The following is a 25,217-nucleotide window of genomic DNA, read 5'->3' on the forward strand; positions in this document are numbered from 1 at the left end:
CCGCCTCCCGGAGAGACCGGAGCGCCGCGTGCGAGGTGCGGCCGTCGCCCGAGGCGACCTGTGAGGCGGCTCGGAGGCGGCGCAGAGGTGGCACAGAACACCTCATATGTCTTTGCGTCCGCGGCCCTCTCGGAGCGAGGGTCGAGTCATGAACACGCACGAGCCGCCGGGGCTGTTCGCGGCGGTGTACGCAGGGGACGAGGACGCGGTCCTCCGGTTGCTGCGCACGGGTACGAGCCCGGAGTCGACGGATGAGGAGGGCCAGACGGCCCTGTATCTGGCGGCGGTGAGCGACGCTCCGGGCGTCGCACGGCTGCTGCTGGCGGCAGGCGCCGACCCCGACCGGCTCAGCGCGGGCGCCGACGCTCCCCTGTGCGGCGCCGCCTGCGGGGGCCATACCGAGGTCGTACGGGCGCTGCTGGCGGCCGGGGCTGATCCGGATCTGGAGGAGGGGTACGGGTTCCGGGCGCTGACATGGGCGGTGCAGCGGGGCCATGCCGAGGTCGTCCGGCAGCTGCTCGCGGCCGGTGCGAACCCGGACCTGCCCGGCCCCGCCGGGGAACTTCCGCTGGTGGCGGCCGCCCGCCGCGGGTCCCCCGCCTGCGTGCGGGCCCTGCTGGACCATGGCGCCCGGGCACGGCGGGAAGCACTCGCCGAGGCGCGGCGCTGGCTGGCACTGGACGTCGCGGCCGAGCTCCGGGCGGGCCTGGAGGCGGCATACGGCCCAGGGCACGAGTACGTCACGCGGCGCTGGGAGCAGGAGCCCGGCACGGTGACCGTCGAGGTCGCCCTGGTGCGCGACGGCCGGCCGGCGGCGGGGAACGACCAGCAGACGGGACACCGCCTGATCGTGGACCTGTTGCAGACGGGGCCCGGCGCCCTCACCGGGTGAGGCGCACAAGCGGGGGCGCGGACCTCGTGGCCCACGCCCCCGAAGCTCCTGTGGCGCTCACTCCTCGTGCGCGGCCACCGCCCGCCGGGGCAGTGCCGTGCACAGCGCCGCGCACAGCACGAACACGCCCGTCACCCAGGGCATCGCCCCGGTCAGCGCCCGCGTCGGACCATGCGAGATGTGCTCGAAGAACACGGTGCCGACCACGGCCGCCCCGAGCGCTCCGCCGAACTGCTGGGCCGTGGAGAAGATGCCGGACGCGGCGCCCGCGAGATCGCCGGGCACGGCGGACAGCACGACGTTGACGAGCGGTACGACCAGCAGGCCCAGCCCGGCGCCGGCGAGCACCAGGCCCGGTACCAGCGGCCAGGCCCCGGTGTGCGTGGCGGGCGCGCCGTGCACCGCCGCCCGGACCAGCCCGAATCCGCCCGCCATGAGCACCGCACCCGCACCGAGCACCAGCCGCCCGAACCGCACCGCCAGCCCGTCCGCGATCGGCGCGGTCAGGAAGCTGCCGGCGGAGAACGCCACGGTCACCACACCCGCCTGCATGGGCGTGTAGCCCTCGCCGCCCTGGAGCCAGATCGCGAAGATCAGGAAGAAGCCCTGCATGCCCAGGGAGAACAGGAGTTGGACGAGGAAGCCGACGGAGAACGCCGGCAGCCGGAACGCCCGCGCAGGCAGCAGCGGCACCGTCCCCGCTCCGCGCCGTCGGGCCTCGTGGACGCCGAGCCCGACGACCGCGACGATGCCGGCGACGAGGCAGATCCAGCCCCACAGCGGCCAGCCGTTGACGCGTCCCTGCACCAGCGGCAGCACGATCGCCACCAAGCCCGCGGCCAGGACCAGGCTGCCGAGGACGTCCGGGCGTCCGGCCGACCGCTCCTTCGTCGCGGGGACGAGCACGAGTCCGGCCGCGAAGGTGACGGCGGCGACGGGGACGTTCACCAGGAACACCGACCGCCAGCCCCAGCCGAACAGATCGGCGTCCGTGAGCAGCCCGCCCAGCAGCAGTCCGATCGCGGAGGCGAACCCGGCGACGGCCCCGTACATCCCGAAGGCGGCGCCCCGCTCCCGGCCCTGGAACAGCGTCCGGAACGAGCCGAGGACCTGCGGCAGCAGCACCGCGGCCATGACGCCCTGCACGGCCCGGGCAGCGATCAGCTGACCCGGTGACTGGGCGATCCCGCACCCCAGGCTGGCCAGCCCGAAGCCGGCGGTGCCGAGGAGGAAGAGGCGACGGCGGCCGAACCGGTCACCGAGGTGCCCGGAGATGATCAGTGCGGCCGCGAAGCCCAGCAGGTAGGCGGAGACCAGCCACTGCAGGGCGTTCTGCGCGGCGTGCAGATCACGGCCGATGGACGGGATGGCGACGTTCACGATGGTCCCGTCGAGCAGGTCCATCAGGGCCGCCACCATCATCACGGCGGCAGCGGCCCAGCGGCGCGGATACGACTCCGCCACCGGTGCTGAGGTGGCGGCGAGGGTTGAGCTCATGGTGACTCCCGGCGACAACGGCCGTTGGCACGGCCCGGATTTATTTCGTTCGACCTAACGAAAGACTTGCATCGAGAGGGCGCGGGGCGCAAGTCCTTAGTTCGTCCGAACGAAATACTTGCTAGCCTGATCCCATGAACAGCGCTGAGACGGATGGCACGACCGGGAGCCGGGGCCCGGCAGCGGTCGCGGTGGACGACGAGCGGCGGGCCAGGGCGCTGGAGCAGCTCATGGCCGTGGGGCGGCAGCACAGCGCTGTCACGGTGATGTTCCATTCGGCGATCGCCGCGAAGCAGGGGCTGAACGCCACGGAGGAGAAGACCCTGGACTTCCTCGAGCGGCGCGGCCCGCTCACCGCGAAGGACCTCGCCGAGCTGACCGGTCTGGCTCCCGCGTCCGTCACGGGGCTCGTCGACCGTCTGGAGTCCAAGGGGTTCGTGCGCAGGGTCAAGCACCCGACGGACAAGCGGCGTGTGCTCGTGGAGCTGAACCAGCGAAAGCTCGGCGAGTTCGCCGTGTTCTTCGAGGAGTGGGCGCGGGACATCGTCGATGCGTGCGAGGAGTTCAGCGCACAGGAACTGGAGACCGTGGTCCGGTTCTTGGCGGTGATGTCCGAGCGGCAGAGCAAGTTCGTGGCCCGCCTGTCCGAATAGGACGCACGGACCCTCGCCATCGGCTCCCGACCCCTGGCACTCGCTGCCGGCCCCTGGCACCCGACTGCCGGCCCCTGCCCGGCTCCCGACCCCTGGTACCCGGCTTCCGGGTCCTGGCTTCCGGGTCCTGGCACCCGGCTTCCAGCCCCTGGCTTCCGCGTCCTGGCTTCCGACTCCTTGGACTCCCGGCCTCAGCCGGCCCCGGCCCCGTACACCGCCCCCGGCGTCTCGGCCTCCGCCAGGAGTTTCAACGCCGCCTCCCCCGCCTCGGCGGGGGTCCACCGCGCACCCTTGTCCGCTGTCGGGCCCCGCCTCCAGCCCTCCATGACGCTGATCCTGCCGCCCTCCGCCTCGAAGACCCGGCCGGTGACGCCGGCGCTCACGGTGGACCCCAGCCAGACCACCAGGGGCGAGACGTTCTCCGGGGCCATGGCGTCGAAGCCGGCGGCGGGTGCCGCCATCGTCCCGGCGAACGTCCGCTCGGTCATCCGGGTGCGCGCGGCGGGCGCGATGGCGTTGACCTGCACTCCGTAGCGTCCGAGTTCCGCCGCCGCGACCAGCGTCAGGGCCACGATCCCGGCCTTGGCCGCGCTGTAGTTCCCCTGCCCCACCGAGCCCAGCAGTCCGGCGCCGCTACTGGTGTTGACGACCCGGGCGCAGGGGGCGCGCCCCGCCTTGGCCTCGGCACGCCAGTGCGCCGCCGCGTGTTTCAGCGGCAGGAAGTGTCCCTTGAGGTGGACGCGCACGACCGCGTCCCATTCGTCCTCGTCGAGATTGACCAGCATCCGGTCGCGCAGGAAGCCGGCGTTGTTGACGAGGGTGTCCAGCCGCCCGTACGTGTCCAGGGCGGCCGCCACCAGGGACGCGGCACCGGCACTGGTCGCGATGTCACCGCCGTGCGCGACCGCTTCGCCACCGGCCGCACGGATCTCCTCGACGACCTGCCCGGCCGGACTCTCGGCGCCGGGTGTGCCGTCGAGGCCGACTCCGAGGTCGTTGACGACGACCCTCGCTCCCTCGGCGGCGAACGCGAGGGCGTGGGCGCGTCCGAGACCGCGGCCCGCGCCGGTGACGATCACCACCCGGCCGTCGGCGACACCGGTCACGGCATGCCTCCTGTTCCTGTTTCCGAAGCGCCCTCGCCGTCCTTGTTGACGGTCGCCGCGTCAAGGAACGCCGGGCGTTCCCCTCCCCCGTGGACGAGGAGGCTCGCTCCGGTGATGTACGCGGCGGCGTCCGAAGCGAGGAAGACGGCGGCCTCGCCGATGTCGGACGGCTCGGCGAGACGTCCGAGCGGGACGGTGCGGGAGACGGCCGCGACGCCGTCCACGTCGCCGTAGTGGAGAGAGGACTTTTCCGTCCGGACCATCCCGACGACCAGCGTGTTGACCCGCACCTCGGGCGCCCATTCCACGGCCATGGAGCGGGCGAGGCTCTCCAGTCCGGCCTTGGCCGCCCCGTAGGCGGCGCTGCCCGGTGAGGGGCGGCCGCCGCTCACACTGCCGATCATCACGATCACTCCCCGGGCGCGCCGGAGGTGCTCGTAGGCGGCGAGGGAGACGGTCAGGGGTGCGAGGAGGTTGAGTTCGACGACTCGGGCGTGCCGTTCGGGCCCGGCGTCGGCGAGGAGCCGGTAGGAGGTGCCGCCCGCGTTGTTGACGAGCACGTCGATTCGGGGCAGGGGCGGTGCGGCGAAGACGTCGCGTACGGCGTCCGGGTCGCGCACGTCGAGCGGGACGAACTCGGTGCCGGGCAGGGCGGCTTCGGGCGGCCGGCGGGCGCAGACGACGACCCGGGCACCCGCCGCGACGAACGCCCGGGCGATGCCGGCGCCCACGCCGCGGGTGCCGCCGGTGACGACGGCCGTACGGCCCCGCAGGTTTTCCACAGGCTCTCCCACCGGCTCGCGGCGACTGCTAGCTTCGAATCGCACCTAACAAACGTTTGGTGGAAAGGTAGCTGATGTGCCCATGGGTGTCTCCACCTCGTGCCCGGAAAAAGGGGTCACCGTCGTCACGGTCGACTTCCCGCCGGTGAACGCGTTGCCGGTGGCCGGCTGGTTCGCCCTGGCCGACTCCGTGCGGTCGGCGGGCCGCGATCGGGAGGTCCGCTGTGTCGTGCTGGCCGCGCCGGGGCGCGGTTTCAACGCGGGTGTGGACATCAAGGAGATACAGGCCGAGGGCAGCGGCGCGCTGATCGGGGCCAACCGGGGGTGCTACGAGGCGTTCGCGGCGGTGTACGAGTGCGAGGTGCCGGTCGTCGCCGCGGTGCAGGGGTTCTGCCTGGGCGGCGGGATAGGGCTCGTCGGCAACGCGGACGCGATCGTGGCGAGCGAGGACGCCGTCTTCGGGCTGCCCGAGCTGGACCGGGGCGCCCTGGGTGCGGCCACGCATCTGGCGCGGCTCGTCCCACCGCATCTGATGCGTGCCCTGTACTACACCGCGCGCACCGTGACGGCGGGCGAGCTGCACGCGCACGGCTCGGTGTGGCGGGTCGTGCCGCGGGACGGGCTCAGGGCTGCGGCGCTGGAGCTGGCCGGTGAGATCGCCGCCAAGGACGGTGAGCTGCTCCGGCTGGCCAAGGCCGCGCTCAACGGCATCGACCCGGTCGACGTGCGCCGTAGCTACCGCTTCGAGCAGGGCTTCACGTTCGAGGCGAACCTCAGCGGGGTGGCCGGCCGGGTCCGGGACACCTTCGGGAAGGAGGGCGGATAGGTGGGGGACAAGACGATGACCGCCGCGGAGGTCGTCTCCCGGCTGGAGAGCGGCATGACCCTCGGCATCGGGGGCTGGGGCTCGCGCCGTAAGCCGATGGCCCTGGTGCGGGCGCTGCTCCGCTCCGGGATCACCGATCTGACGGTCGTCTCCTGCGGCGGTCCGGACGTCGGCATGCTCGCGGCAGCGGGGCGGATCCGAAGACTTGTCGCCGCGTTCACGACGCTGGACTCGATCCCGCTCGAACCGCACTTCCGGGCGGCCCGGGAGAGCGGTGCGCTGGAGCTGGCGGAGGTCGACGAGGCGATGTTCCTGTGGGGGCTGCGCGCGGCGGCGAACCGGCTGCCGTTCCTGCCGGTGCGGGCGGGAGTCGGCTCGGACGTGCTGCGGGTCAACCCGGGCCTGCGGACGGTGACGTCGCCGTACGGGGACGGGTGGCCCTTCACCGGCGACGGCGGGACGGCCTCGCCGGGCCCGAGCGAGGAGTTCGTGGCGATGCCCGCGTTGCGGATGGACGCCGCCCTGGTGCACGTCAACCGTGCCGACCGGCTGGGCAACGGCCAGTACCTGGGCCCGGACCCGTACTTCGACGACCTGTTCTGCGAGGCGGCCGACGCGGCGTACATGTCGTGCGAGCGGATCGTGGACACCGCGGAGCTGACGAAGGAGGCCGCACCGCAGACCCTGTTGATCAAGCGGCACACCGTGACGGGGGTGGTCGAGGCTCCGAACGGCGCGCACTTCACGTCCTGCGCACCCGACCACGACCGGGACGAGGCTTTCCAGAGGCACTATGCGACCACCGAGTGGTCCCGGTTCGCCGGGCGGTTCCTCGCCGGGGACGAACACGCCTACCAGTCGGCCGTCCGGGCCTGGCACGAGGAGCGGTCATGAGCGGAGTGAGCCGCGCGGAGTACTGCGTGATCGCGTGCGCCGAGGCCTGGCGCGGCGCCGGGGAGATCCTCGCGAGCCCCATGGGCCCCATCCCCTCGATCGGAGCGCGGCTGGCGCGGCGGACCTTCTCCCCGGACCTGCTGCTCACCGACGGCGAGGCGATGCTGGTGGGCGCCGACGGCACGGTGGAGGGCTGGTTGCCGTACCGTCAGCATCTGGAGCTGGTGGCCGGCGGTCGGCGGCACGTGATGATGGGCGCGAGCCAGATCGACCGCTTCGGCAACCAGAACATCTCGCGCATCGGGGACTGGGCAGAACCCCGGCGGCAGTTGCTCGGGGTGCGCGGAGCGCCGGTCAACACCCTCAATCATCCGACCAGTTACTGGATACCGCGGCATTCACGGCGGGTGTTCGTCGAGCGGGTCGACATGGTGTGCGGGGTGGGATACGACCGTGCGGCACGGCACCCGGCCACCGCCCGTTTCCACCGCATCGCGCGCGTCGTGTCCGACCTCGGTGTCTTCGACTTCGACACCCCGGACCGCTCGATGCGGCTCGCCTCGCTGCATCCGGGGGTGACGGTGGAGGAGGTGCGGCAGGCGACGGGCTTCGAACCGACGGTCCCCGACGAGGTTCCGTGCACCCGTGAACCTACGCCTGAGGAGCTGCGGTTGATCCGTGAGGTGATCGATCCGGAGGGCATACGGGAGCGCGAGGTGCCCGATCGGGTCGGTGAGGGCGGGGGGCGCTGATGGACACCGCGTTCACCCGGCTCGTCGGGGTCCGGCATCCCGTGGTGCAGACGGGCATGGGCTGGGTGGCCGGGCCCCGTCTGGTCTCCGCCGCGGCCGGCGCGGGTGCGCTCGGGATCCTCGGCTCCGCGACCATGACGCTCGACCAGTTGCGGGAGGCGATACGGGAGGTGAGGGCGCGGACGGACGCGCCGTTCGGGGTGAATCTGCGGGCGGACGCCGGGGATGCGGGTGACCGAGTGCGGATGCTCGTGGAGGAGGGCGTGCGGGTGGCGTCGTTCGCGCTGGCGCCGTCGGCTGAGCTGATCGCCGGCCTGAAGGCGGCGGGGATCGTCGTGATTCCGTCCGTGGGAGCGCGGCGGCATGCCGAGAAGGTGGCCTCCTGGGGTGCGGACGCGGTGATCGTGCAGGGCGGCGAGGGCGGCGGTCACACGGGTGAGGTGGCGACGACCGTGCTGCTGCCGCAGGTGGTGGACGCGGTCGACATCCCGGTGGTGGCGGCTGGCGGCTTCCGCGACGGGCGCGGGCTGGTCGCGGCGCTGGCGTACGGGGCGGCGGGCATCGCGATGGGCACGCGCTTCCTGCTGACGTCGGACTCGACGGTGCCCGAGGCGGTGAAGGCGCGCTATCTGGCGGCGTCGGTGCGGGATGTGACGGTGACGACGGCGGTGGACGGACTGCCTCATCGCATGCTGCGCACGTCGTTCGTGGACTCGCTGGAGCGGGCGGGCCGGGTGCGGGCGCTGCTGCGGGCGGTGCGCGGGGCGTCGGCGTTCCGGAGGCTGTCGGGTCTGACGTGGCCGCGGATGATCCGCGACGGCCTCGTCCTGAAGCACGGCAAGGACCTGAGCTGGGGCCAGGTACTGCTGGCGGCGAACACGCCGATGCTGCTCAGGGCCGCGATGGTTCAGGGGCGGACGGATCTCGGGGTGATGGCGTCCGGGCAGGTCGCCGGGGTGATCGACGACCTGCCGTCGTGTGCGGAGCTGGTGGAGCGGATCATGACGGAGGCGGAGGAGGTGCTCGGGGTCCTGGAAGGGTTCAGAGCCGTTCGATGATCGTCACGTTGGCCTGACCGCCGCCCTCGCACATCGTCTGCAGGCCCAGGCGGCCGTCGGTGCGTTCGAGTTCGTTCAGGAGGGTGGTCATCAGCTTGGCTCCGGTGGCGCCCAGGGGGTGGCCGAGGGCGATGGCGCCGCCGTTGACGTTGACCTTCTCCGGGTCGGCGCCGGTCTCCTTCATCCAGGCCAGGACGACCGGGGCGAACGCCTCGTTGATCTCGACGAGGTCGATGTCGTCGATCGTGAGCCCGGTCTTCTTCAGGGCGTGCGCGGTCGCCGGGATCGGGGCCGTCAGCATGCGGATCGGGTCCTCGCCGCGCACCGAGAGGTGGTGGACCCGGGCGCGCGGGGTCAGCCGGTGTTCCCGTACGGCCCGTTCCGAGGCCAGCAGCAGGGCCGCCGCGCCGTCGGAGACCTGCGAGGAGCAGGCGGCGGTGACGGTGCCGCCCTCCAGGACCGGCTTCAACTCGGCCATCTTCTCCAGGGAGGTGTCCCGGCGCGGGCCTTCGTCGACCGTGACGTCCCCGTAGGCGACGGTCTCCTTCTCGAAGCGGCCCCCGTCGATGGCGCGCACCGCCCGCTGGTGCGAGCGGAGGGCGTACTCCTCCTGGTCGCGCCGGGTGATGCCCCACTTCGCGGCGATCATCTCGGCGCCGACGAACTGGTTGACGGGTTGGTCGCCGTAGCGGGCCCGCCAGCCCTCGCTCCCCGCGAAGGGTCCCTCGGTCAGCCCGAGCGGTTCGGCGGCCTGACGGGAGGCGAAGGCGATCGGGATCTGCGACATGTTCTGCACGCCGCCCGCGACGACCAGGTCCTGGGTGCCGGACATGACGGCCTGCGCCGCGAAGTGCACGGCCTGCTGGGAGGAGCCGCACTGCCGGTCGACGGTCACGCCGGGCACCTCCTGCGGCAGCCCGGCGGCCAGCCAGCAGGTGCGGGCGATGTCCCCGGCCTGCGGTCCGACGGTGTCCAGGCAGCCGAGGATGACGTCCTCCACGGCCGCCGGGTCCACTCCCGAGCGCTCCATGAGGGCTTTCAGTACGTGCGCGCCCAGGTCGGCCGGATGGACTCCGCTGAGCCCGCCTCGGCGCCGCCCGACGGGCGTACGGACCGCTTCGACGATGTAGGCCTCGGCCATGGTGGACTCCCTCGTACAGGACGACGGTTCGCATACGGCTGCTCACGTACTGCTGTGCTCCTGCTGTTCTTCGCGTACGGCGATCCCGTCGAGCACCATCGACAGGTACTGGCGGGCGATCTCCTCCGGGCTGTGCTGTCCACCGGGCCGGTACCAGGAGGCGGCGACCCACACGGTGTCGCGCACGAACCGGTAGGTGAGCCGGACGTCGAGGTCGGCCCGGAAGACCCGGTCGGCGACGCCCCGTTCCAGGGTCGACAGCCATGCCTTCTCGAACTTGCGTTGCGACTCGGCGAGGAACGCGAACCGTTCCTGTGCCGCGAGCTGCTTGGACTCCTTCTGGTAGATCGCGACGGCCGCGCGGTGCCGGTCGATCTCCCGGAAGGACTCGGTGACCAGTGCTTCCAGCGTCTCCCGCGGACCGAGGCCGGCGTCCAGGACGGTGTCGTAGCCGTCCCACAGCTCGTCCAGGAAGGTGCGCAGGATCTCCTCCAGCATCGACTCCTTGGAGTCGAAGTGGTAGTAGAGGCTGCCCGCGAGCATTCCGGCGTGGTCGGCGATCGTGCGGACGGTGGTGGCGTTGTAGCCCTGCTCGGCGAAGACCTCGGCGGCGGTGTCGAGGAGTTCGCGGCGGCGGGCGGGCGCGGCGGTCACCTGGGGCTTCTTGGTGGTCGGCTTGGTGGGCACGGTTCCATTGTGATCCCCGGGGCGCGGGTCCATCGCCGGGCCTAGGGATGCCGGCTGCTGACGGCGACGACCTCACCGGTCATGTACGAGGAGTAGCCGGACGCCAGGAAGACGATCACGTTGGCCACCTCCCACGGCTCGGCGTGCCGTCCGAACGCCTCCCTCGCGGTCAGCTCGTGAAGCAGTTCGGGGGTCGTCACCTTCGCCAGGTGCGGATGCAGGGCGAGACTCGGCGCGACCGCGTTGACCCGCACCCCGTACGGGGCCGCCTCCATGGCCGCGCACCGGGTCAGGGCCATCACGCCCGCCTTCGCGGCGGCGTAGTGCGCCTGTCCGGCCTGGGCGCGCCAGCCGAGCACCGAGGCGTTGTTGACGATCACGCCGCCGGTCTCCTTCATGGCGCGCAAGGCCGCGCGCAGGCACCGGAAGGTGCCGTTCAGTGTCACGTCCAGCACGCGCGACCACTGCTCGTCGGTCATGTCGACGAGCGCGGCGGTGCCGCCCAGGCCGGCGTTGTTGACGACGACGTCGAGTCGGCCGTGGGTGCGGACGGCGGTGTCGAACAGGGCCCGGACCTGCGTCTCGTCGGTGACGTCGCACGGCAGCGCGGTCACCGAGCCCTCGAACTCCCCGGCCAGCTCCGCCTCGTACTGCTTGAGGCGGCGCACGTGCGCGTCACTGATCAGAACGCGCGCGCCCTCCTCGAGGAACCGGCGCGCGGTCGCGCCGCCGATCCCCGCACCGGCCGCCGCGGTGATCACGGCGGTGCGCCCCCGCAGCAGCCCGTGGCCGGGTACGTACGCCGGGCTCTCGACGCCTGTCATGGGTCCACGCTAACCTACCAAACACTTGTTAGGGAAGATTGACGAAGAGCGGCGGAAGGACGAGCGCGTGGACCTGACCCACTCCCCCGCGGACGAGGCCTTCCGCGCCGAGGCCCGGGCCTGGCTCGCGGCGCACGTGCCCGCGGCCCCGCTGCCCTCCCTGGAGACCGAGGAGGGCTTCGCGGCGCACCGGGCGTGGGAGGCGGAACTGGCCGCGGACCGCTGGTCGGTGGTGTCCTGGCCGGCCGCGTACGGCGGACGGGACGGGGGGCTGGTGCGGTGGCTGATCTTCGAGGAGGAGTACTACGCGGCGGGCGCACCGGGCCGGGTGAGCCAGAACGGGATCCATCTGCTGGCGCCCACTCTCTTCGACCACGGCACCGAGGAGCAGCGGTCCCGTGTGCTGCCGCCGATGGCGTGCGGGGAGGTGGTCTGGGCGCAGGCGTGGTCGGAGCCGGAGGCCGGTTCGGACCTGGCCTCCCTGCGGTCGAGGGCGGTGCGCACGGACGGCGGCTGGTGCTTGAGCGGGCAGAAGACGTGGTCGTCGCGGGCGGCCTTCGCGGACCGTGCGTTCGGGTTGTTCCGCAGCGATCCGGAGGCACCGAAGCACCAGGGGCTGATCTACCTGATGTTCGACCTGCGCGCGCCCGGGGTGACGGTCCGGCCGATCGACCGCCTCGACGGGAAGCCGGCGTTCGCCGAGCTGTTCCTGGACGAGGTGTTCGTGCCCGACGAGGACGTGATCGGCGAGCCGGGCGAGGGCTGGCGGATCGCGATGTCGACAGCCGGCAACGAACGCGGGCTCACCCTCCGCTCCCCCGGCCGCTACCTGGCCGCCGCCGACCGGCTGGTGGAGCTGTGGCGGCAGCGCGGATGCCCGGTGCGGGCACAGGACCGGGTGGCCGACGCGGTGATCGGCGCCCGCGCCTACCAGCTCTTCACGTACGCGGGCGCGTCCCGCTTCCTTCAGGGCGAGCCGCTGGGTCCCGAGTCCAGCATGAACAAGGTCTTCTGGTCGGAGTACGACATCGCGCTGCACGAGACGGCGCTCGATCTGCTGGACGAGGAGGGCGAGTTGGCGGACACCGACTGGGCGGAGGGGTATGTCTTCTCCCTCGCGGGGCCCCTCTACGCCGGCGCGAACGAGATCCAGCGCGACATCATCGCCGAACGCCTGCTCGGCCTGCCGAAGGGCCGCCGCTGATGCTCCCGCTCACGAAGGGCCATGGCTGATGCGTTTCCTGCTCACCGAGGAACAGCGCGCGTTCGCCCGCTCGTTGGACGCGCTGCTGGCCGCTGCCGACACCCCCTCGCTCGTACGGTCCTGGAGTGCCGGCGACCCCACGGCGGGCCGGGCGCTGTGGTCCCGGATCGCGGAGGCGGGCGTCTTCGCGCTGGCGGTCCCGGAGGAGTTCGAAGGGGTGGGCCCACTGCCCGTGGAACTGGTCGTGGCCTTCGTGGAGTTGGGGCGGCACGCGGTTCCGGGCCCGCTGGTGGAGACGGTGCTCGCGGCGGCCCTCCTCTCCGCACGGCCCGAGCCCGCCGGGCGGCTGCTGCCCCAGCTGGCGTCGGGCAAGGCGCTGGCCACGGTGGGCGCACCGTACGCCCTGGACGCGGACACCGCGGACCTCGTCCTCGCGCTCAGGGACGGCCAGGTGTGGCGGTCGCCGGGCGCCCGGGACATACGCCCGTCCCTGGACCCCGCCCGGCGGCTCGCCACCCCGCTCCCCGGTGGGGAACTGCTCTCCCCCGTCATCCCCCCGGACGCCGTCCTCTGGGCCCGCCTCGCCACCGCGGCTCAGGCGCTCGGCGTAGGGCTGGCCCTCCTCGACAGGACCGTCGCCCATGTCGGGCAGCGCGTCCAGTTCGGTGTCCCGACAGGCTCCTTCCAGGCCGTCAAGCACCGTCTGGCCGACGCCAGGACAGCCCTGGAGTTCGCGCGTCCGCTGCTGTTCGGAGCGGCCCTGTCCATGACCCCGACGGACGTGGCCGCCGCCAAGGTCGCGGCCTGCGAGGCGGCGTACGCGACCGCCCGGACCGCGCTCCAACTGCACGGGGCGATCGGCTACACCGCCGAGTACGACCTGTCTCTGTGGCTCACCAAGGCGCGTGCGCTGCGCACGGCGTGGGGTGGGCCCGCGCAGTGCCGGGCGGTCGTCCTCGGTGCCCGGGGGTGAGGCGTCTCATCCGGCCACGATGCCCCGTGCCCGTGCCGCAGCCAGCCACTGCGGGAACTCGCCCACGAGCCGGTCGTACAGTTCGGTGTCGGGCACCGTCCGTGGGTCCCGACCGGCATGGAAGAACCCGGCGTTGTCGACGGCCCGCTTCTGCGGCACCGGGAGCTCGTCGAGCTTGCGCAGGAAATCGAACTGCCTGCTGTCCGGATCCCCGAACCCGATGAACTGCCAGAACATCGGCAGTTTCGCCGCCTTGCAGAGATGGCGCTCCGCGGCGAACTTGTCGATGGGGCCGCCGTCGGTCTGGAAGACGACCAAGGCGGGGGCCTTGGAGCCGCTGTCGAGGTAGTGGTCGATGACGGCGTCCATCGCGAGGTGGTAGCTGGTCTTGCCCATGTGCCCGAGACCGGCGACGATCCGGTCGATACGGCCCCGGTGGTCGGCCAGGGAGATGTCGGAGACGGTGTCGACATCGGTGGAGAAGAAGACGACCGGCACGCTCCCGTCGTCGTCGAGGTGCGCGGAGAGCCCCAGCACCTGTTCGGCGAGCGCCTGCACGCTGCCGTCCTTGTAGTAGGGCCGCATGGACCCGGAGTAGTCGACCACGAGGTAGACGGCGGCCCGCTGCCCGTCGAGGCCGTGCTTGCGCAGCGAGACCCCGGCGGTCTTGTACAGGCTGACCAGCGCGGGGGCGCTCTGCTCCACCTTGGTCAGACTGATCGCGGCCATGCCGGCTCCCCCTCGGTGCGGTGCGGGAACGTCGAGGTTACGCCACGACAGCCGCTCAAAGCGGCGGCGCCTGCCAGATCGTCCGGTCGGGGACAAGTTGGCAGGCGCCGTCTCGGGGGGTCTGGGGGAAATCCCCCAGATTGCCCGCCCGTACGCCTTTGTACGGGACATATATGAGTGACCGTCAGGTCACGTTGGAGCCGTCAGACCGTCAGTGCGCGGTCGGTCGGCCGGATCGGAGCCGGCAGGTCGCTGGCGCCGGTGAGGTAGCGGTCGACGCCGCGGGCGGCCGAGCGGCCCTCCGCGATCGCCCAGACGATCAGCGACTGGCCGCGGCCGGCGTCACCGGCCACGAACACGCCCGGCACGTTCGTCTGGAAGTCGGCGTCGCGCGCGATGTTGCCGCGCTCGTCCAGCGCCAGACCGAGCTGCTCGACCAGGCCGTTCTGCTGGTCGGTGCCGGTGAAGCCCATGGCGAGGGTGACCAGCTGGGCGGGGATCTTCCGCTCGGTGCCCGGCTTCTGCGTCAGCTTGCCGTCGACGAACTCGACCTCGGCCAGGTGCAGCCACTGCACGTTGCCGTCCTCGTCGCCCTCGAAGTGGGTCGTCGAGGCGGAGTAGATCCGCTCGCCGCCCTCCTCGTGGGCCGAGGTGACCTTGTAGAGGATCGGGAAGGTCGGCCACGGCTGGTTCGTCGGGTGCCGCTCGTCGTTCGGGCGGGGCATGATCTCCAGCTGCGTGACGGAGGCCGCGCCCTGGCGGTGGGCCGTGCCCACGCAGTCCGCGCCCGTGTCACCGCCGCCGATCACGACCACGTGCTTGCCCTCGGCCGAGATCGGGGGGGTGACGTAGTCGCCCTCCTGGACCTTGTTGGCCAGGGGCAGGTACTCCATCGCCTGGTAGATGCCCTTGAGCTCACGGCCGGGGACCGGGAGGTCGCGGGCGGTGGTGGCGCCCGCGGCGATCACGATCGCGTCGTACCGCTTGCGCAGGTCCGACGCCTTCAGGTCGCGGCCGATCTCGATCCCCGTACGGAAGCGGGTGCCCTCCGCGCGCATCTGCTCGATACGGCGGTTGATGTGCCGCTTCTCCATCTTGAACTCGGGGATGCCGTACCGGAGCAGACCGCCGATGCGGTCCGCGCGCTCGTAGACGGCGACGGTGTGGCCGGCCCGGGTCAGCTGCTGGGCGGCGGCCAGACCGGCGGGGCCGGACCCGATCACCGCGACCGTCTTGCCCGACAGGCGCTCGGGGGCCTGCGGCTTGACGTCACCGCTGTCCCACGCCTTGTCGATGATCGAGACCTCGACGTTCTTGATGGTGACCGGCGGCTGGTTGATGCCGAGCACGCACGCCGACTCGCACGGGGCGGGGCACAGACGGCCCGTGAACTCCGGGAAGTTGTTCGTGGCGTGCAGCCGCTCGGAGGCTGCCGTCCAGTCCTCGCGGTAGGCGTAGTCGTTCCACTCGGGAATCAGGTTCCCGAGCGGACAGCCGTTGTGGCAGAACGGGATGCCGCAGTCCATGCACCGGCTGGCCTGCTTGCTGATGATCGGCAGCAGGGAGCCGGGGACGTAGACCTCGTTCCAGTCCCGGACGCGCTCCTCGACGGGGCGGGACTTGGCGACCTCGCGGCCGTGGTTCAGGAAGCCCTTGGGATCAGCCATTGGTCGCCGCCTCCATCATCTTCTCGTGGGTCTCGGTCTCGGAGAGACCCGCTCGCTCGGCGGCGTCCTTGGCGGCGAGCACTGCCTTGTACGTGCTGGGGATGATCTTGCTGAAGCGGGCCACGGCCGTGTCCCACTCGGCGAGGAGCTTCTCGGCCACGGTGGACCCGGTCTCCTCCTGGTGGCGGCGCACCACGTCGTGCAGCCACTGCTTGTCGGCGTCGTCCAGGGCCTCGACGGCGCCCAGGTTGCCGGCGTTGACGTTGTCGCGGTCCAGGTCGATGACGTACGCGACACCGCCCGACATACCGGCCGCGAAGTTGCGGCCCGTCTCGCCGAGGACCACCGCGTGGCCACCGGTCATGTACTCGCAGCCGTGGTCGCCCACGCCCTCCGAGACGACCAGCGCACCGGAGTTGCGGACGCAGAACCGCTCGCCGACCTTGCCCCGCAGGAACATCTCGCCGCTGGTGGCGCCGTAGGCGAGGGTGTTGCCCGCGATGACGCTGTACTCGGCGAGGTGGTCGGCCGCACGGTCCGGGCGGACGACGATCCGGCCGCCGGAGAGGCCCTTGCCGACGTAGTCGTTGGCGTCGCCCTCCAGGCGCAGGGTGACACCGCGCGGCACGAAGGCGCCGAAGGACTGGCCCGCGGAGCCGGTGAAGGTGATGTCGATGGTGTCGTCGGGCAGGCCCGCGCCGCCGAACTTCTTCGTCACCTCATGGCCGAGCATGGTGCCGACCGTGCGGTTGATGTTGCGGATCGCGACCTGGGCGCGCACCGGCTGGGCGTCGGCCTGGGAGTCCGCGTTCAGGGCGTCGGCGGCGAGCTTGATCAGCTCGTTGTCGAGCGCCTTCTCCAGACCGTGGTCCTGCGCGATCACCTGGTGGCGCACCGCGCCCTCGGGCAGCTCGGGCACGTGGAACAGCGGCTCCAGGTCCAGGCCCTGGGCCTTCCAGTGGTTCACCGCGCGGGTGACGTCCAGGACCTCGGCGTGGCCGACGGCCTCCTCGATGGAGCGGAAGCCCAGCTCGGCCAGCAGCTCGCGGACCTCCTCCGCGATGAACCGGAAGAAGTTCACGACGAACTCGGCCTTGCCGGAGAACCGCTCGCGCAGCACCGGGTTCTGCGTGGCGATGCCGACCGGGCAGGTGTCCAGGTGGCAGACGCGCATCATGACGCAGCCGGAGACGACGAGCGGAGCGGTCGCGAAACCGAACTCCTCGGCGCCGAGCAGCGCGGCGATGACCACGTCACGGCCGGTCTTCAGCTGGCCGTCGGTCTGCACGACGATGCGGTCGCGCAGGCCGTTGAGCAGCAGGGTCTGCTGGGTCTCGGCGAGACCGAGCTCCCAGGGGCCGCCGGCGTGCTTCAGCGAGGTGAGCGGCGAGGCGCCCGTGCCGCCGTCGTGGCCGGAGATGAGGACGACGTCCGCGTGCGCCTTGGACACACCGGCCGCGACCGTGCCGACGCCGACCTCGGAGACCAGCTTCACGTGGATGCGGGCCTGCGGGTTGGCGTTCTTCAGGTCGTGGATCAGCTGCGCCAGGTCCTCGATGGAGTAGATGTCGTGGTGCGGCGGCGGGGAGATGAGCCCCACGCCCGGCGTCGAGTGCCGGGTCTTGGCCACCCACGGGTACACCTTGTGGCCGGGCAGCTGGCCGCCCTCGCCGGGCTTGGCGCCCTGGGCCATCTTGATCTGGATGTCGTCCGCGTTGACCAGGTACTCGGAGGTCACGCCGAAGCGGCCGGAGGCCACCTGCTTGATCGCCGAGCGGCGCGCCGGGTCGTACAGGCGCTCCGGGTCCTCGCCGCCCTCACCGGTGTTGGACTTGCCGCCCAGCTGGTTCATGGCGATGGCGAGGGTCTCGTGCGCCTCCTGGGAGATGGAGCCGTACGACATGGCGCCCGTGGAGAACCGCTTGACGATCGACGAGACCGGCTCGACCTCCTCGATCGGGATCGGCCCCCGGTCCGACTTGAAGCCGAACAGGCCGCGCAGCGTCATCAGGCGCTCGGACTGCTCGTTCACGCGGGCCGTGTACTTCTTGAAGATGTCGAAGCGGCCGGTGCGCGTGGAGTGCTGGAGGCGGAAGACCGTCTCGGGGTCGAACAGGTGCGGCTCGCCCTCGCGGCGCCACTGGTACTCGCCGCCGATCTCCAGCGCGCGGTGCGCGGGAGCGATGCCGGAGGCCGGGTAGGCCTTGGCGTGGCGGGCGGCGACCTCCTGGGCGATGACGTCGATGCCGACGCCGCCGATCTTGGTGGCCGTGCCGTTGAAGTACTTGTCGACGAAGGCCTCGTCCAGGCCGACGGCCTCGAAGACCTGGGCGCCGCGATAGGAGGCGACCGTCGAGATGCCCATCTTGGACATGACCTTCAGGACGCCCTTGCCGAGGGCGTAGATCAGGTTGCGGATGGCCTGCTCGGGCTCGGCGCCGGGCAGGAACGTCCCTGCGCGGACGAGGTCCTCGACGGACTCCATCGCCAGGTACGGGTTGACGGCTGCGGCGCCGTAGCCGATGAGCAGGGCGACGTGGTGGACCTCGCGGACGTCGCCCGCCTCGACCAGCAGGCCCACCTGGGTGCGCTGCTTGGTGCGGATGAGGTGGTGGTGGACGGCCGCGGTGAGCAGCAGCGACGGGATCGGCGCGTGCTCGGCGTCCGAGTGCCGGTCCGACAGGACGATCAGACGGGCGCCGTTCTCGATGGCGGCGTCGGCCTCGGCGCAGATCTCCTCCAGGCGCGCGGCGAGGGCGTCACCGCCGCCGTGCACCCGGTACAGGCCGGACAGCGTGGCGGCCTTGAAGCCGGGCATGTCGCCGTCGGCGTTGATGTGGATGAGCTTGGCCAGCTCGTCGTTGTCGATCACCGGGAAGGGCAGCACGACGCTGCGGCAGGAGGCCGCGGTCGGGTCGAGCAGGTTGCCCTGCGGGCCCAGCGAGGAGCGCAGCGAGGTGACCAGCTCCTCGCGGATCGCGTCCAGCGGCGGGTTGGTGACCTGCGCGAACAGCTGGGTGAAGTAGTCGAAGAGCAGGCGCGGACGCTCGGACAGCGCGGCGATGGGCGAGTCGGTGCCCATGGAGCCGATCGGCTCGGCGCCGGTCTTGGCCATCGGCGCGAGGATGACGCGCAGCTCCTCCTCGGTGTAGCCGAAGGTCTGCTGGCGGCGGGTGACCGAGGCGTGGGTGTGCACGATGTGCTCACGCTCGGGCAGGTCGCCCAGCTCGATCTCGCCGGCCTCCAGCCACTCGGCGTAGGGCTGCTCGGCGGCGAGGGTCGCCTTGATCTCGTCGTCCTCGATGATCCGGTGCTCGGCGGTGTCCACGAGGAACATGCGGCCGGGCTGCAGGCGGCCCTTGCGGACGACCTTGGCGGGGTCGATGTCGAGGACGCCGACCTCGGAGCCGAGCACGACGAGACCGTCGTCGGTGACCCAGTAGCGGCCGGGGCGCAGACCGTTGCGGTCGAGCACGGCGCCGACCTGGGTGCCGTCGGTGAAGGTGACGCAGGCCGGGCCGTCCCAGGGCTCCATCATCGTGGAGTGGTACTGGTAGAAGGCGCGCCGGGCCGGGTCCATGGAGTCGTGGTTCTCCCACGCCTCCGGGATCATCATCAGCACGGAGTGCGGCAGGGAGCGGCCGCCGAGGTGGAGCAGCTCGAGCACCTCGTCGAAGGAGGCCGAGTCGGAGGCGTCCGGGGTGCAGATCGGGAAGATCCGCTCCAGCTTCTCCTGCGGGCCGAACAGGTCGGAGATCAGCTGCGACTCACGGGCGACCATCCAGTTGCGGTTGCCCTTGACCGTGTTGATCTCGCCGTTGTGCGCGACGAAGCGGTACGGGTGGGCGAGCGGCCAGCTCGGGAAGGTGTTCGTGGAGAACCGCGAGTGGACGAGCGCGACGGCCGTGGCGAAGCGGCGGTCGGACAGGTCCGGGAAGAAGGGCTCGAGCTGGCCGGTGGTCAGCATGCCCTTGTACACGATCGTGCGCGCGGACAGCGACGGGAAGTACACGCCGGCCTCGCGCTCGGCGCGCTTGCGCAGCACGAACGCCTTGCGGTCGAGGTCGATGCCCTTGCTCACGCCGTCCGTCACGAACAGCTGGCGGAAGGCGGGCATCGTGGAGCGGGCGGTGGCCCCGAGCAGCTCGGGGGCGACCGGGACCTCGCGCCAGCCCAGGACGGTCAGGCCCTCCTCGGCGGCGATCGCGTCGATCGCCGAGGCGGCCTCGGCGGTGCCGTCCTCGGGCAGGAAGGCGATACCGACGGCGTAGGCGCCCGCCTCGGGCAGTTCGAATCCGGCCACCTCGCGGAAGAAGGCGTCGGGGACCTGGGAGAGGATGCCGGCGCCGTCACCCGAGTCGGGCTCGGAGCCGGTGGCACCGCGGTGTTCCAGGTTGCGCAGAACCGTGAGCGCCTGCTCGACCAGCGCATGGCTCGCCTCGCCGGTGAGGGTGGCCACGAAGCCGACGCCACAGGCGTCGTGCTCGTTGCGGGGGTCGTACATACCCTGCGCAGCAGGGCGAGCATCCATGAAGGACCAGTTCTGGCCATTCGCGGAGTGCTGGGACGGCTGGCGCGGCGTACGCATCGGCTCTCCCGTCGTCGTCATGTGGCATATGCAGGTGCCGAGGGACGACGTTGGCCCTCTGCGAAGAGTCAAAATTTCGTGCAGGTTACATGATGGAGCGGTTCTCGGGAACCGGGATAGACCGTTCCAACATGCGGACATCGCCGGGGCATGGCGCGGGTTCCACGCACGGCGATGGAGTGGAGGGGGCACAACCGGACAGATCAGTGTCCGTCGACCCTGGTACGGAGAGCAACATCGCCCACCGTGAGGGGTGCGGAGCAGGCCTCATTGCCCGCGGCGCGTACGGCTCATGCCCGCTGGTTAAGCACGCGAAACCGTCGAGTAACAACTATTTATGCGGCCCCTCGCATAACTAGCCTGCGCTTATCGTACGGCCGTACCGAACAAAGTGCCCAGGACGTACGTCACACCCGCCGCGGCACCACCGAGGGCGAGCTGCCGGAAGCCGCTGTACCACCAGCTGCGAGCGGTCACCTTGGCCACGACGGCGCCACAGGCGAAGAGCCCGAGGAGCGCGAGAAGGACGGCGGGCCACAGGGCGTGGGCACCGAGCAGGTAAGGCAGGAGGGGCAGCAGGGCGCCGAGCGCGAAGGATCCGAAGCTGGAGACGGCGGCCACCAGCGGGGAGGGCAGGTCGCCCGGGTCGATGCCGAGCTCTTCGCGGGCGTGTATCTCCAGGGCCTGCTCGGGGTCGCGGGACAGCTGCTTGGCGACCTCGCGGGCCAGCGCGGGCTCGACGCCGCGCGCCTCGTACAGCGCCGCCAGCTCCTCCTCCTCGTCCTCCGGGTGCTTCCGCAGCTCCCGCCGCTCGACATCGAGCTCGGCCTCGACCAGCTCGCGCTGGGAGGCGACGGAGGTGTACTCGCCGGCGGCCATGGAGAAGGCCCCGGCGGCCAGACCCGCGAGGCCCGTGATGATGATGGTCTGCTGGCTGACGGAACCGCCGGCGACACCCGTCATCAGGGCCAGGTTGGACACCAGCCCGTCCATCGCGCCGAACACGGCCGGGCGCAGCCAGCCACCGTTGACATCCCTGTGGGTGTGGTTGTCCCGGTGCGCCTCGTGCAGCGTCGCCTCGGTCTCGATGATGGCCATGAAGTCCCCCAGGAAGCTTAGGCAAAGCTAAGTTTGGACAAGTTCTATCTTTCGACAACCAAGAACCTACGCCTTGAATTTCCGTCCCGCCAGCAAGGAAAGGCTGGGCTAACCAGCACCTTTGCCTCTCTGTGCTCATCCGTGACCGATGGCGCTCAGATGCCGGACGGGTGATGCTGAGGTCCGCGATGCGCTGCGCAACGGTTTCGGGGGGACAGATCCGCACAGGGGGCGCCCCGAGAGGAGAGGCACCGTATGACCGTCGCCTGCAGTCCCCCCGTGCCGGCGCCCGAGGACGCCGCCCGCCCCAGGGAACGGGCGCGGGGCGCGTTGCTCGGCCTCGCCGTCGGGGACGCGCTGGGGGCGCCCGCCGAGAACCTGAAGCCGTCCGAGATCCGGGCCCGCTGGGGTCGCATCACGGGGTTCGTCACCGAGGAGCCGTGCGGCACGGACGACACCGAGTACGCCATCTTCTCGGGGCTGCTGCTGGCCCGGCACGGCTCGGCGCTCACCGTGGCGCATGTGGAGGCGGCCTGGCACGAGTGGATCGCGGACCGGGACGAGGGGCCGTTCCGGGGGGCGGGCTTCAGCGAGCGCGGGACACTGGAGAACCTGCGCCGGGGCCTTGCCGCCCCCCTCTCCGCGCAGCACCGGCACGCCTGGAGCGACGGGCTCGCCATGCGTGCGGCGCCCTTCGGGGTGTTCGCCGCGGGCCGCCCGGCCGAGGCGGCGCGGCTGGTGGCGATCGACGGCTCGGTGAGCCATGAGGGCGAGGGCATCCACGGCGGCCGGGCGGTCGCGGCCGGCGTCGCGGCGGCGATGACCGGAGCGTCGACCAGCGCCGTGGTGGCCTCGGCCCTCGCGGCCGTCCCCGAGGACTCGTGGACCGCCCGCTCGCTGCGCCGCGCGGTCGCCGTGGCCCACCTGGGCGCCCGCGCGGTCCGCTCCGCCGTGGCGATCGACGGCTACCCCTGGACGGACCTCGCGCCAGAGGCGGTCGCCCTGGCGTTCGGCGCGTACGTGGCGGCAGGCGGCGACTTCCGGGAGTCGGTGCTCGCCGCGGTCAACATGGGCCGCGACGCCGACACCACGGCGGCGGTCGCGGGCGCCCTGGCGGGCGCGTCCCGCGGGATCGCGGCGATCCCCCGAGAGTGGGCGGCGGCGATCGGCCCGGCACGCGGCCGCTGCCTGCCGTCCGTGCGGGGGCACCACGTCCTGGACGTGGCCGATCTGCTGACGCCGGGGGACGGGGGGCAGTGGGCCGCCGGAGTCCGCGGGGAGAGGGCCGCTCAGGCCCGCGGGGCCGGGGGAGCGCGGGTCCCGGAGAGGGGGCCGGGCGTGCGGGGCGGCGGAGCCGTGCGGCTCGACGACCAGAGACCCGAACGCCAAGACGGCCACGAACACCTGCGGCTCGACGACCAGGGAGCCGAACGCCAAGACGGCCACAAACGCCCGCGGCTCGACGACCAGAGACCCGAACGCCGCGACGGCGAGGAAGACGTACGGCGTGACGTACGTGCGCCACTCGGTGCGGTGCCGTACGACCGGACGCAGGGGAAGCCGTGAGCGGGCCTCGACGGATCGAGGGTCTGCTGCTCGGGCTCGCCGTCGGTGATGCCGCCGGGTGGCCCGCCGCCCGGCACCGGGCCGCACGGATGCCCGAGTGGACCCGGCGGCTGACCAGGGAACTCGACACCTTCGCCGAGGAGAACGCGACCACCACCCTGCCGGTGCCGATCGCCCTCAACCAGTCGCCGCAGCCGTTGCGGCTCGGGCCGTCGGACGACGCGGAGTGGGCGGCCTTCACGGCCGAGGCCCTGCTGCGCGCCAAGGATGCCGACGCGCTCGGCGGCGTCGACCGGCAGTGCGGACTACGAGCCGCCCTCGACCGGACCTGGAACGCCCTCGCCACCGAGGTCGCCGCCGCGGCCGACCGCACCCCCGAGGCCGAGACGGCCCTCATGCCGTTGCGCGCCCGGATCTCCGTCCGCGCGGGCCTCGGCAACCTCGCCACCGGGCTGCGCCCGCCCGCCACCGGGCACGACAACCCGCACTACTTCGACGACGCTGCCTGCGTACGGGCCTGCGTGCTCGCCGTGGCCCACCCGGGCGAGCCCGAAGTCGCCGCCGAGCTCGCCGAGTTCGACGCCCGCTACACCCAGGACGGCGACGGGGTGCACGGCGCCCGCGCCATGGCCGCGGCCCTCTCGCTCGCCCTGGCCGGGGAGGCGCTCGACAACTGTGTGAGGGCCGCGCTGGCCGAACTCCCCGAGTCCACCGAGATCGGCCGCAACGCCCGGCACGCCCTGAAACTGGCCCACGACGGCGAGGGCGCCTTCCGCGTCGTCCCCCTGCTGGAACATCAGATCGTCGACCACGTCTACAGCTACGGCGTCGCGGCCGCGGAGACCGTCCCGGTCGCCCTCGCCCTCGCGACGGCAGCCCAGGGGCGCATCGCGGAGGCGGTGCCCGCCGCCGCCTGCCTGTCGCGGGTGGCCGACTCCGCTCCGGCCCTCGCGGGCGCACTCACAGGAGCCCTCGGCGGCGGCGCGGCGATCCCGTCCCCCTGGCGCGACGCCTGCCGCACCCTCGCGGGCTGTGCACTGCCCCACCTGACCGGCACGGACCTCGTACACCTCGCCGAACTCCTGGAGACGACGGAACTGGCCACTGTCGGTGAATGATTCGGGCATGACGCCCATTCCTGACGAGTCGGTCCCCCTGGACGAACGCATCACCGGCGCCCTGGTCGGCGCAGCCGTCGGCGACGCCCTCGGCGGTCCCGTCGAGGGCCACTCCCCCGAGCAGATCGTCGAACGGCACGGCGGCCGGGTGCACGGGATCGTCGGACCCTGGCACGGCGACGCCTGGCGCACGGCCCGCCCCGTCGCCCCGTACCACAAGGGCGACGGCCACGTCACCGACGACACGTTGATGACGCACGCGCTGGTACGGGTGTACGCGGCCGTCCGCGACCACCTCGACGCGTACGCGATCGCGGAGCACCTGGTCCCGGACCTGATGTCGAACCCGCGCTGGATCCCGGAGCTGGAGGCGGAGGCACTCCCGCTGCACCGCGTCTTCCTGGCCGAGAAGTGGCTCGTGACACGGCTTCACTACGCCCATGCGGACCCGCGGGAGGCAGGCGTCGGCAACATCGTCAACTGCGGTGCCGCGATGTACACGGCGCCGGTCGGCCTGGTCAACGCGGCCAACCCCGAGGGCGCGTACGCGGAGGCCCTGGACCTGGCGGGCGCGCACCAGTCCTCGTACGGCAGGGAGGCGGCCGGGGTACTCGCGGCGGCGGTGGCGGCGGCCTGCGCACCGGGCGCGACACCGGACTCGGTCGTGGCGGCGTGCCTGTCGCTGGCGAAGGACGGGACGCGCGCCGCGATCGAGACGGTCTGCGACGCCGCCTCCCGCTACCCGGACTTCGAGTCGGCGCTCCGTCCGCTGCGGGAGGCGGTGGCGCCGTACGACACCGTCGGCCCCGACTACCGCGCCCCGTCCCTGGGCGCCCGCCGACCGTCCCGGCTGCACGCGATCGAGGAACTCCCGGTGGCGCTCGGCATGGTGGTCGTGGCGCGCGGCGACTACCGGCACGCGGTGCTCGGTTCGGTGAACTACGGCCGGGACTGCGACTCCATCGCCACGATGGCGGGCGCGATCACGGGCGCGCTGGGCTCACAGGTCCCGTCCGACTGGGCGAAGGCGGTCGCGGAGGCGAGCCGCCTCGACCTGCACGCCCCGGCCCGGACGCTCACGGAGGTCACCCGGGAGATCTTCGCCCGGGACGTGCGCCGCCGCCGGTCCCACGAAGCGGCCTTCGCCGCGCTGGGAGGCTGA

21 protein-coding genes are annotated in these 25,217 nt (G+C 72.1%); 11 read left to right on the plus strand and 10 right to left on the minus strand.

Annotated elements, in window-relative coordinates:
- The first annotated feature begins 148 nt into the window (after positions 1-148).
- The gene (locus SY2F82_RS00290; RefSeq protein ID WP_200416864.1) at positions 149-892 is read left to right on the plus strand and encodes an ankyrin repeat domain-containing protein; all 744 of its coding nucleotides are present in this window, start codon (positions 149-151) and stop codon (positions 890-892) included.
- A gap of 57 nt (positions 893-949) precedes the next feature.
- Here the strand turns inward: SY2F82_RS00290 and SY2F82_RS00295 are convergent, their stop codons facing one another.
- Complete coding sequence (locus SY2F82_RS00295; RefSeq protein ID WP_200416865.1) at positions 950-2,389, minus strand: MFS transporter; 1,440 nt, start codon at positions 2,387-2,389, stop codon at positions 950-952.
- Between the two features lie 134 nt (positions 2,390-2,523).
- On the opposite strand from SY2F82_RS00295, the gene SY2F82_RS00300 reads away from it, so the two are divergent.
- On the plus strand, positions 2,524-3,042 hold the full coding sequence (locus SY2F82_RS00300; protein ID WP_200416866.1) for a MarR family winged helix-turn-helix transcriptional regulator: 519 nt from the start codon (positions 2,524-2,526) through the stop codon (positions 3,040-3,042).
- Between the two features lie 191 nt (positions 3,043-3,233).
- On the opposite strand, the gene SY2F82_RS00305 is transcribed toward SY2F82_RS00300, so the two are convergent.
- The gene (locus SY2F82_RS00305; RefSeq protein WP_200416867.1) at positions 3,234-4,148 is read right to left on the minus strand and encodes an SDR family oxidoreductase; all 915 of its coding nucleotides are present in this window, start codon (positions 4,146-4,148) and stop codon (positions 3,234-3,236) included.
- Positions 4,145-4,921, minus strand: a complete 777-nt coding sequence (locus SY2F82_RS00310) for an SDR family oxidoreductase (RefSeq protein ID WP_200417746.1) — start codon at positions 4,919-4,921, stop codon at positions 4,145-4,147. The genes SY2F82_RS00305 and SY2F82_RS00310 overlap by 4 nt, the downstream gene beginning before the upstream one ends.
- A gap of 91 nt (positions 4,922-5,012) precedes the next feature.
- On the opposite strand from SY2F82_RS00310, the gene SY2F82_RS00315 reads away from it, so the two are divergent.
- Genes SY2F82_RS00315 through SY2F82_RS00330 form a run of 4 tightly spaced genes read left to right on the plus strand, consistent with a single transcriptional unit; the run spans position 5,013 to position 8,460 of the window.
- A complete protein-coding gene (locus SY2F82_RS00315; protein ID WP_200416868.1) occupies positions 5,013-5,756 on the plus strand; it encodes an enoyl-CoA hydratase family protein in 744 nt (247 codons plus the stop codon).
- Complete coding sequence (locus SY2F82_RS00320) at positions 5,757-6,650, plus strand: CoA transferase subunit A (RefSeq protein WP_200416869.1); 894 nt, start codon at positions 5,757-5,759, stop codon at positions 6,648-6,650.
- Entirely contained in the window at positions 6,647-7,402 is a 756-nt protein-coding gene (locus SY2F82_RS00325; protein ID WP_200416870.1) for a CoA-transferase subunit beta, read from the plus strand. The genes SY2F82_RS00320 and SY2F82_RS00325 overlap by 4 nt, the downstream gene beginning before the upstream one ends.
- Positions 7,402-8,460, plus strand: coding sequence for a nitronate monooxygenase family protein (locus SY2F82_RS00330; RefSeq protein ID WP_200416871.1), 1,059 nt, complete (start codon positions 7,402-7,404; stop codon positions 8,458-8,460). Before SY2F82_RS00325 ends, SY2F82_RS00330 begins: the two co-directional genes overlap by 1 nt.
- Here SY2F82_RS00330 and SY2F82_RS00335 read toward each other — a convergent pair.
- Genes SY2F82_RS00335 through SY2F82_RS00345 form a run of 3 tightly spaced genes read right to left on the minus strand, consistent with a single transcriptional unit; the run spans position 8,444 to position 11,112 of the window.
- On the minus strand, positions 8,444-9,601 hold the full coding sequence (locus SY2F82_RS00335) for an acetyl-CoA C-acetyltransferase (protein ID WP_200416872.1): 1,158 nt from the start codon (positions 9,599-9,601) through the stop codon (positions 8,444-8,446). The genes SY2F82_RS00330 and SY2F82_RS00335 overlap by 17 nt on opposite strands.
- Before the next feature lie 42 nt (positions 9,602-9,643).
- Entirely contained in the window at positions 9,644-10,288 is a 645-nt protein-coding gene (locus SY2F82_RS00340; RefSeq protein ID WP_236041018.1) for a TetR/AcrR family transcriptional regulator, read from the minus strand.
- A gap of 41 nt (positions 10,289-10,329) precedes the next feature.
- Positions 10,330-11,112: an SDR family oxidoreductase gene (locus SY2F82_RS00345; RefSeq protein ID WP_200416874.1), complete on the minus strand. Its 783-nt coding sequence runs from the start codon at positions 11,110-11,112 to the stop codon at positions 10,330-10,332.
- 67 nt (positions 11,113-11,179) lie between these two features.
- Here SY2F82_RS00345 and SY2F82_RS00350 point away from each other — a divergent pair, with 67 nt between their 5' ends.
- Together SY2F82_RS00350 and SY2F82_RS00355 are read left to right on the plus strand one after the other, a co-directional pair.
- Complete coding sequence (locus SY2F82_RS00350; protein WP_200416875.1) at positions 11,180-12,316, plus strand: acyl-CoA dehydrogenase family protein; 1,137 nt, start codon at positions 11,180-11,182, stop codon at positions 12,314-12,316.
- 28 nt (positions 12,317-12,344) lie between these two features.
- Positions 12,345-13,289 (plus strand): acyl-CoA dehydrogenase family protein, encoded by a 945-nt coding sequence (locus SY2F82_RS00355; RefSeq protein WP_200416876.1) that lies wholly within the window; start codon positions 12,345-12,347, stop codon positions 13,287-13,289.
- A gap of 6 nt (positions 13,290-13,295) precedes the next feature.
- On the opposite strand, the gene SY2F82_RS00360 is transcribed toward SY2F82_RS00355, so the two are convergent.
- From SY2F82_RS00360 to SY2F82_RS00375, 4 genes are all read right to left on the minus strand, one after another.
- A complete protein-coding gene (locus SY2F82_RS00360) occupies positions 13,296-14,018 on the minus strand; it encodes a VWA domain-containing protein (RefSeq protein ID WP_200416877.1) in 723 nt (240 codons plus the stop codon).
- Positions 14,019-14,221: 203 nt separating this feature from the next.
- Positions 14,222-15,685 (minus strand): glutamate synthase subunit beta, encoded by a 1,464-nt coding sequence (locus SY2F82_RS00365; protein ID WP_200416878.1) that lies wholly within the window; start codon positions 15,683-15,685, stop codon positions 14,222-14,224.
- Entirely contained in the window at positions 15,678-20,273 is a 4,596-nt protein-coding gene (gltB, locus tag SY2F82_RS00370) for a glutamate synthase large subunit (protein WP_200417747.1), read from the minus strand. Before gltB ends, SY2F82_RS00365 begins: the two co-directional genes overlap by 8 nt.
- 366 nt (positions 20,274-20,639) lie before the next feature.
- The gene (locus tag SY2F82_RS00375; RefSeq protein WP_200416879.1) at positions 20,640-21,371 is read right to left on the minus strand and encodes a VIT1/CCC1 transporter family protein; all 732 of its coding nucleotides are present in this window, start codon (positions 21,369-21,371) and stop codon (positions 20,640-20,642) included.
- Positions 21,372-21,626: 255 nt separating this feature from the next.
- Here SY2F82_RS00375 and SY2F82_RS00380 point away from each other — a divergent pair, with 255 nt between their 5' ends.
- Genes SY2F82_RS00380 through SY2F82_RS00390 form a run of 3 tightly spaced genes read left to right on the plus strand, consistent with a single transcriptional unit; the run spans position 21,627 to position 25,217 of the window.
- Positions 21,627-22,937: an ADP-ribosylglycohydrolase family protein gene (locus SY2F82_RS00380; protein ID WP_236041019.1), complete on the plus strand. Its 1,311-nt coding sequence runs from the start codon at positions 21,627-21,629 to the stop codon at positions 22,935-22,937.
- Positions 22,934-24,055 carry an ADP-ribosylglycohydrolase family protein gene (locus SY2F82_RS00385; RefSeq protein WP_200416880.1) on the plus strand — a complete coding sequence of 374 codons (1,122 nt, stop codon included), beginning with the start codon at positions 22,934-22,936 and terminating at the stop codon, positions 24,053-24,055. The genes SY2F82_RS00380 and SY2F82_RS00385 overlap by 4 nt, the downstream gene beginning before the upstream one ends.
- A 7-nt stretch (positions 24,056-24,062) precedes the next feature.
- On the plus strand, positions 24,063-25,217 hold the full coding sequence (locus SY2F82_RS00390) for an ADP-ribosylglycohydrolase family protein (RefSeq protein WP_200416881.1): 1,155 nt from the start codon (positions 24,063-24,065) through the stop codon (positions 25,215-25,217).

The sequence above is a fragment of the Streptomyces sp. Y2F8-2 genome (genome assembly GCF_014905555.1).
Lineage (GTDB): Bacteria > Actinomycetota > Actinomycetes > Streptomycetales > Streptomycetaceae > Streptomyces > Streptomyces cynarae.

Coding starts and splice junctions, on each gene's coding strand:
- SY2F82_RS00290 (WP_200416864.1), top strand. CDS start 149: ATGAACACGCACGAGCCGCCGGGGCTGTTCGCGGCGGTGTACGCAGGG.
- SY2F82_RS00295 (WP_200416865.1), bottom strand. CDS start 2,389: ATGAGCTCAACCCTCGCCGCCACCTCAGCACCGGTGGCGGAGTCGTAT.
- SY2F82_RS00300 (WP_200416866.1), top strand. CDS start 2,524: ATGAACAGCGCTGAGACGGATGGCACGACCGGGAGCCGGGGCCCGGCA.
- SY2F82_RS00315 (WP_200416868.1), top strand. CDS start 5,013: ATGGGTGTCTCCACCTCGTGCCCGGAAAAAGGGGTCACCGTCGTCACG.
- SY2F82_RS00325 (WP_200416870.1), top strand. CDS start 6,647: ATGAGCGGAGTGAGCCGCGCGGAGTACTGCGTGATCGCGTGCGCCGAG.
- SY2F82_RS00330 (WP_200416871.1), top strand. CDS start 7,402: ATGGACACCGCGTTCACCCGGCTCGTCGGGGTCCGGCATCCCGTGGTG.
- SY2F82_RS00335 (WP_200416872.1), bottom strand. CDS start 9,601: ATGGCCGAGGCCTACATCGTCGAAGCGGTCCGTACGCCCGTCGGGCGG.
- SY2F82_RS00345 (WP_200416874.1), bottom strand. CDS start 11,112: ATGACAGGCGTCGAGAGCCCGGCGTACGTACCCGGCCACGGGCTGCTG.
- SY2F82_RS00355 (WP_200416876.1), top strand. CDS start 12,345: ATGCGTTTCCTGCTCACCGAGGAACAGCGCGCGTTCGCCCGCTCGTTG.
- SY2F82_RS00360 (WP_200416877.1), bottom strand. CDS start 14,018: ATGGCCGCGATCAGTCTGACCAAGGTGGAGCAGAGCGCCCCCGCGCTG.
- SY2F82_RS00365 (WP_200416878.1), bottom strand. CDS start 15,685: ATGGCTGATCCCAAGGGCTTCCTGAACCACGGCCGCGAGGTCGCCAAG.
- gltB (WP_200417747.1), bottom strand. CDS start 20,273: ATGCGTACGCCGCGCCAGCCGTCCCAGCACTCCGCGAATGGCCAGAAC.
- SY2F82_RS00375 (WP_200416879.1), bottom strand. CDS start 21,371: ATGGCCATCATCGAGACCGAGGCGACGCTGCACGAGGCGCACCGGGAC.
- SY2F82_RS00380 (WP_236041019.1), top strand. CDS start 21,627: ATGACCGTCGCCTGCAGTCCCCCCGTGCCGGCGCCCGAGGACGCCGCC.
- SY2F82_RS00390 (WP_200416881.1), top strand. CDS start 24,063: ATGACGCCCATTCCTGACGAGTCGGTCCCCCTGGACGAACGCATCACC.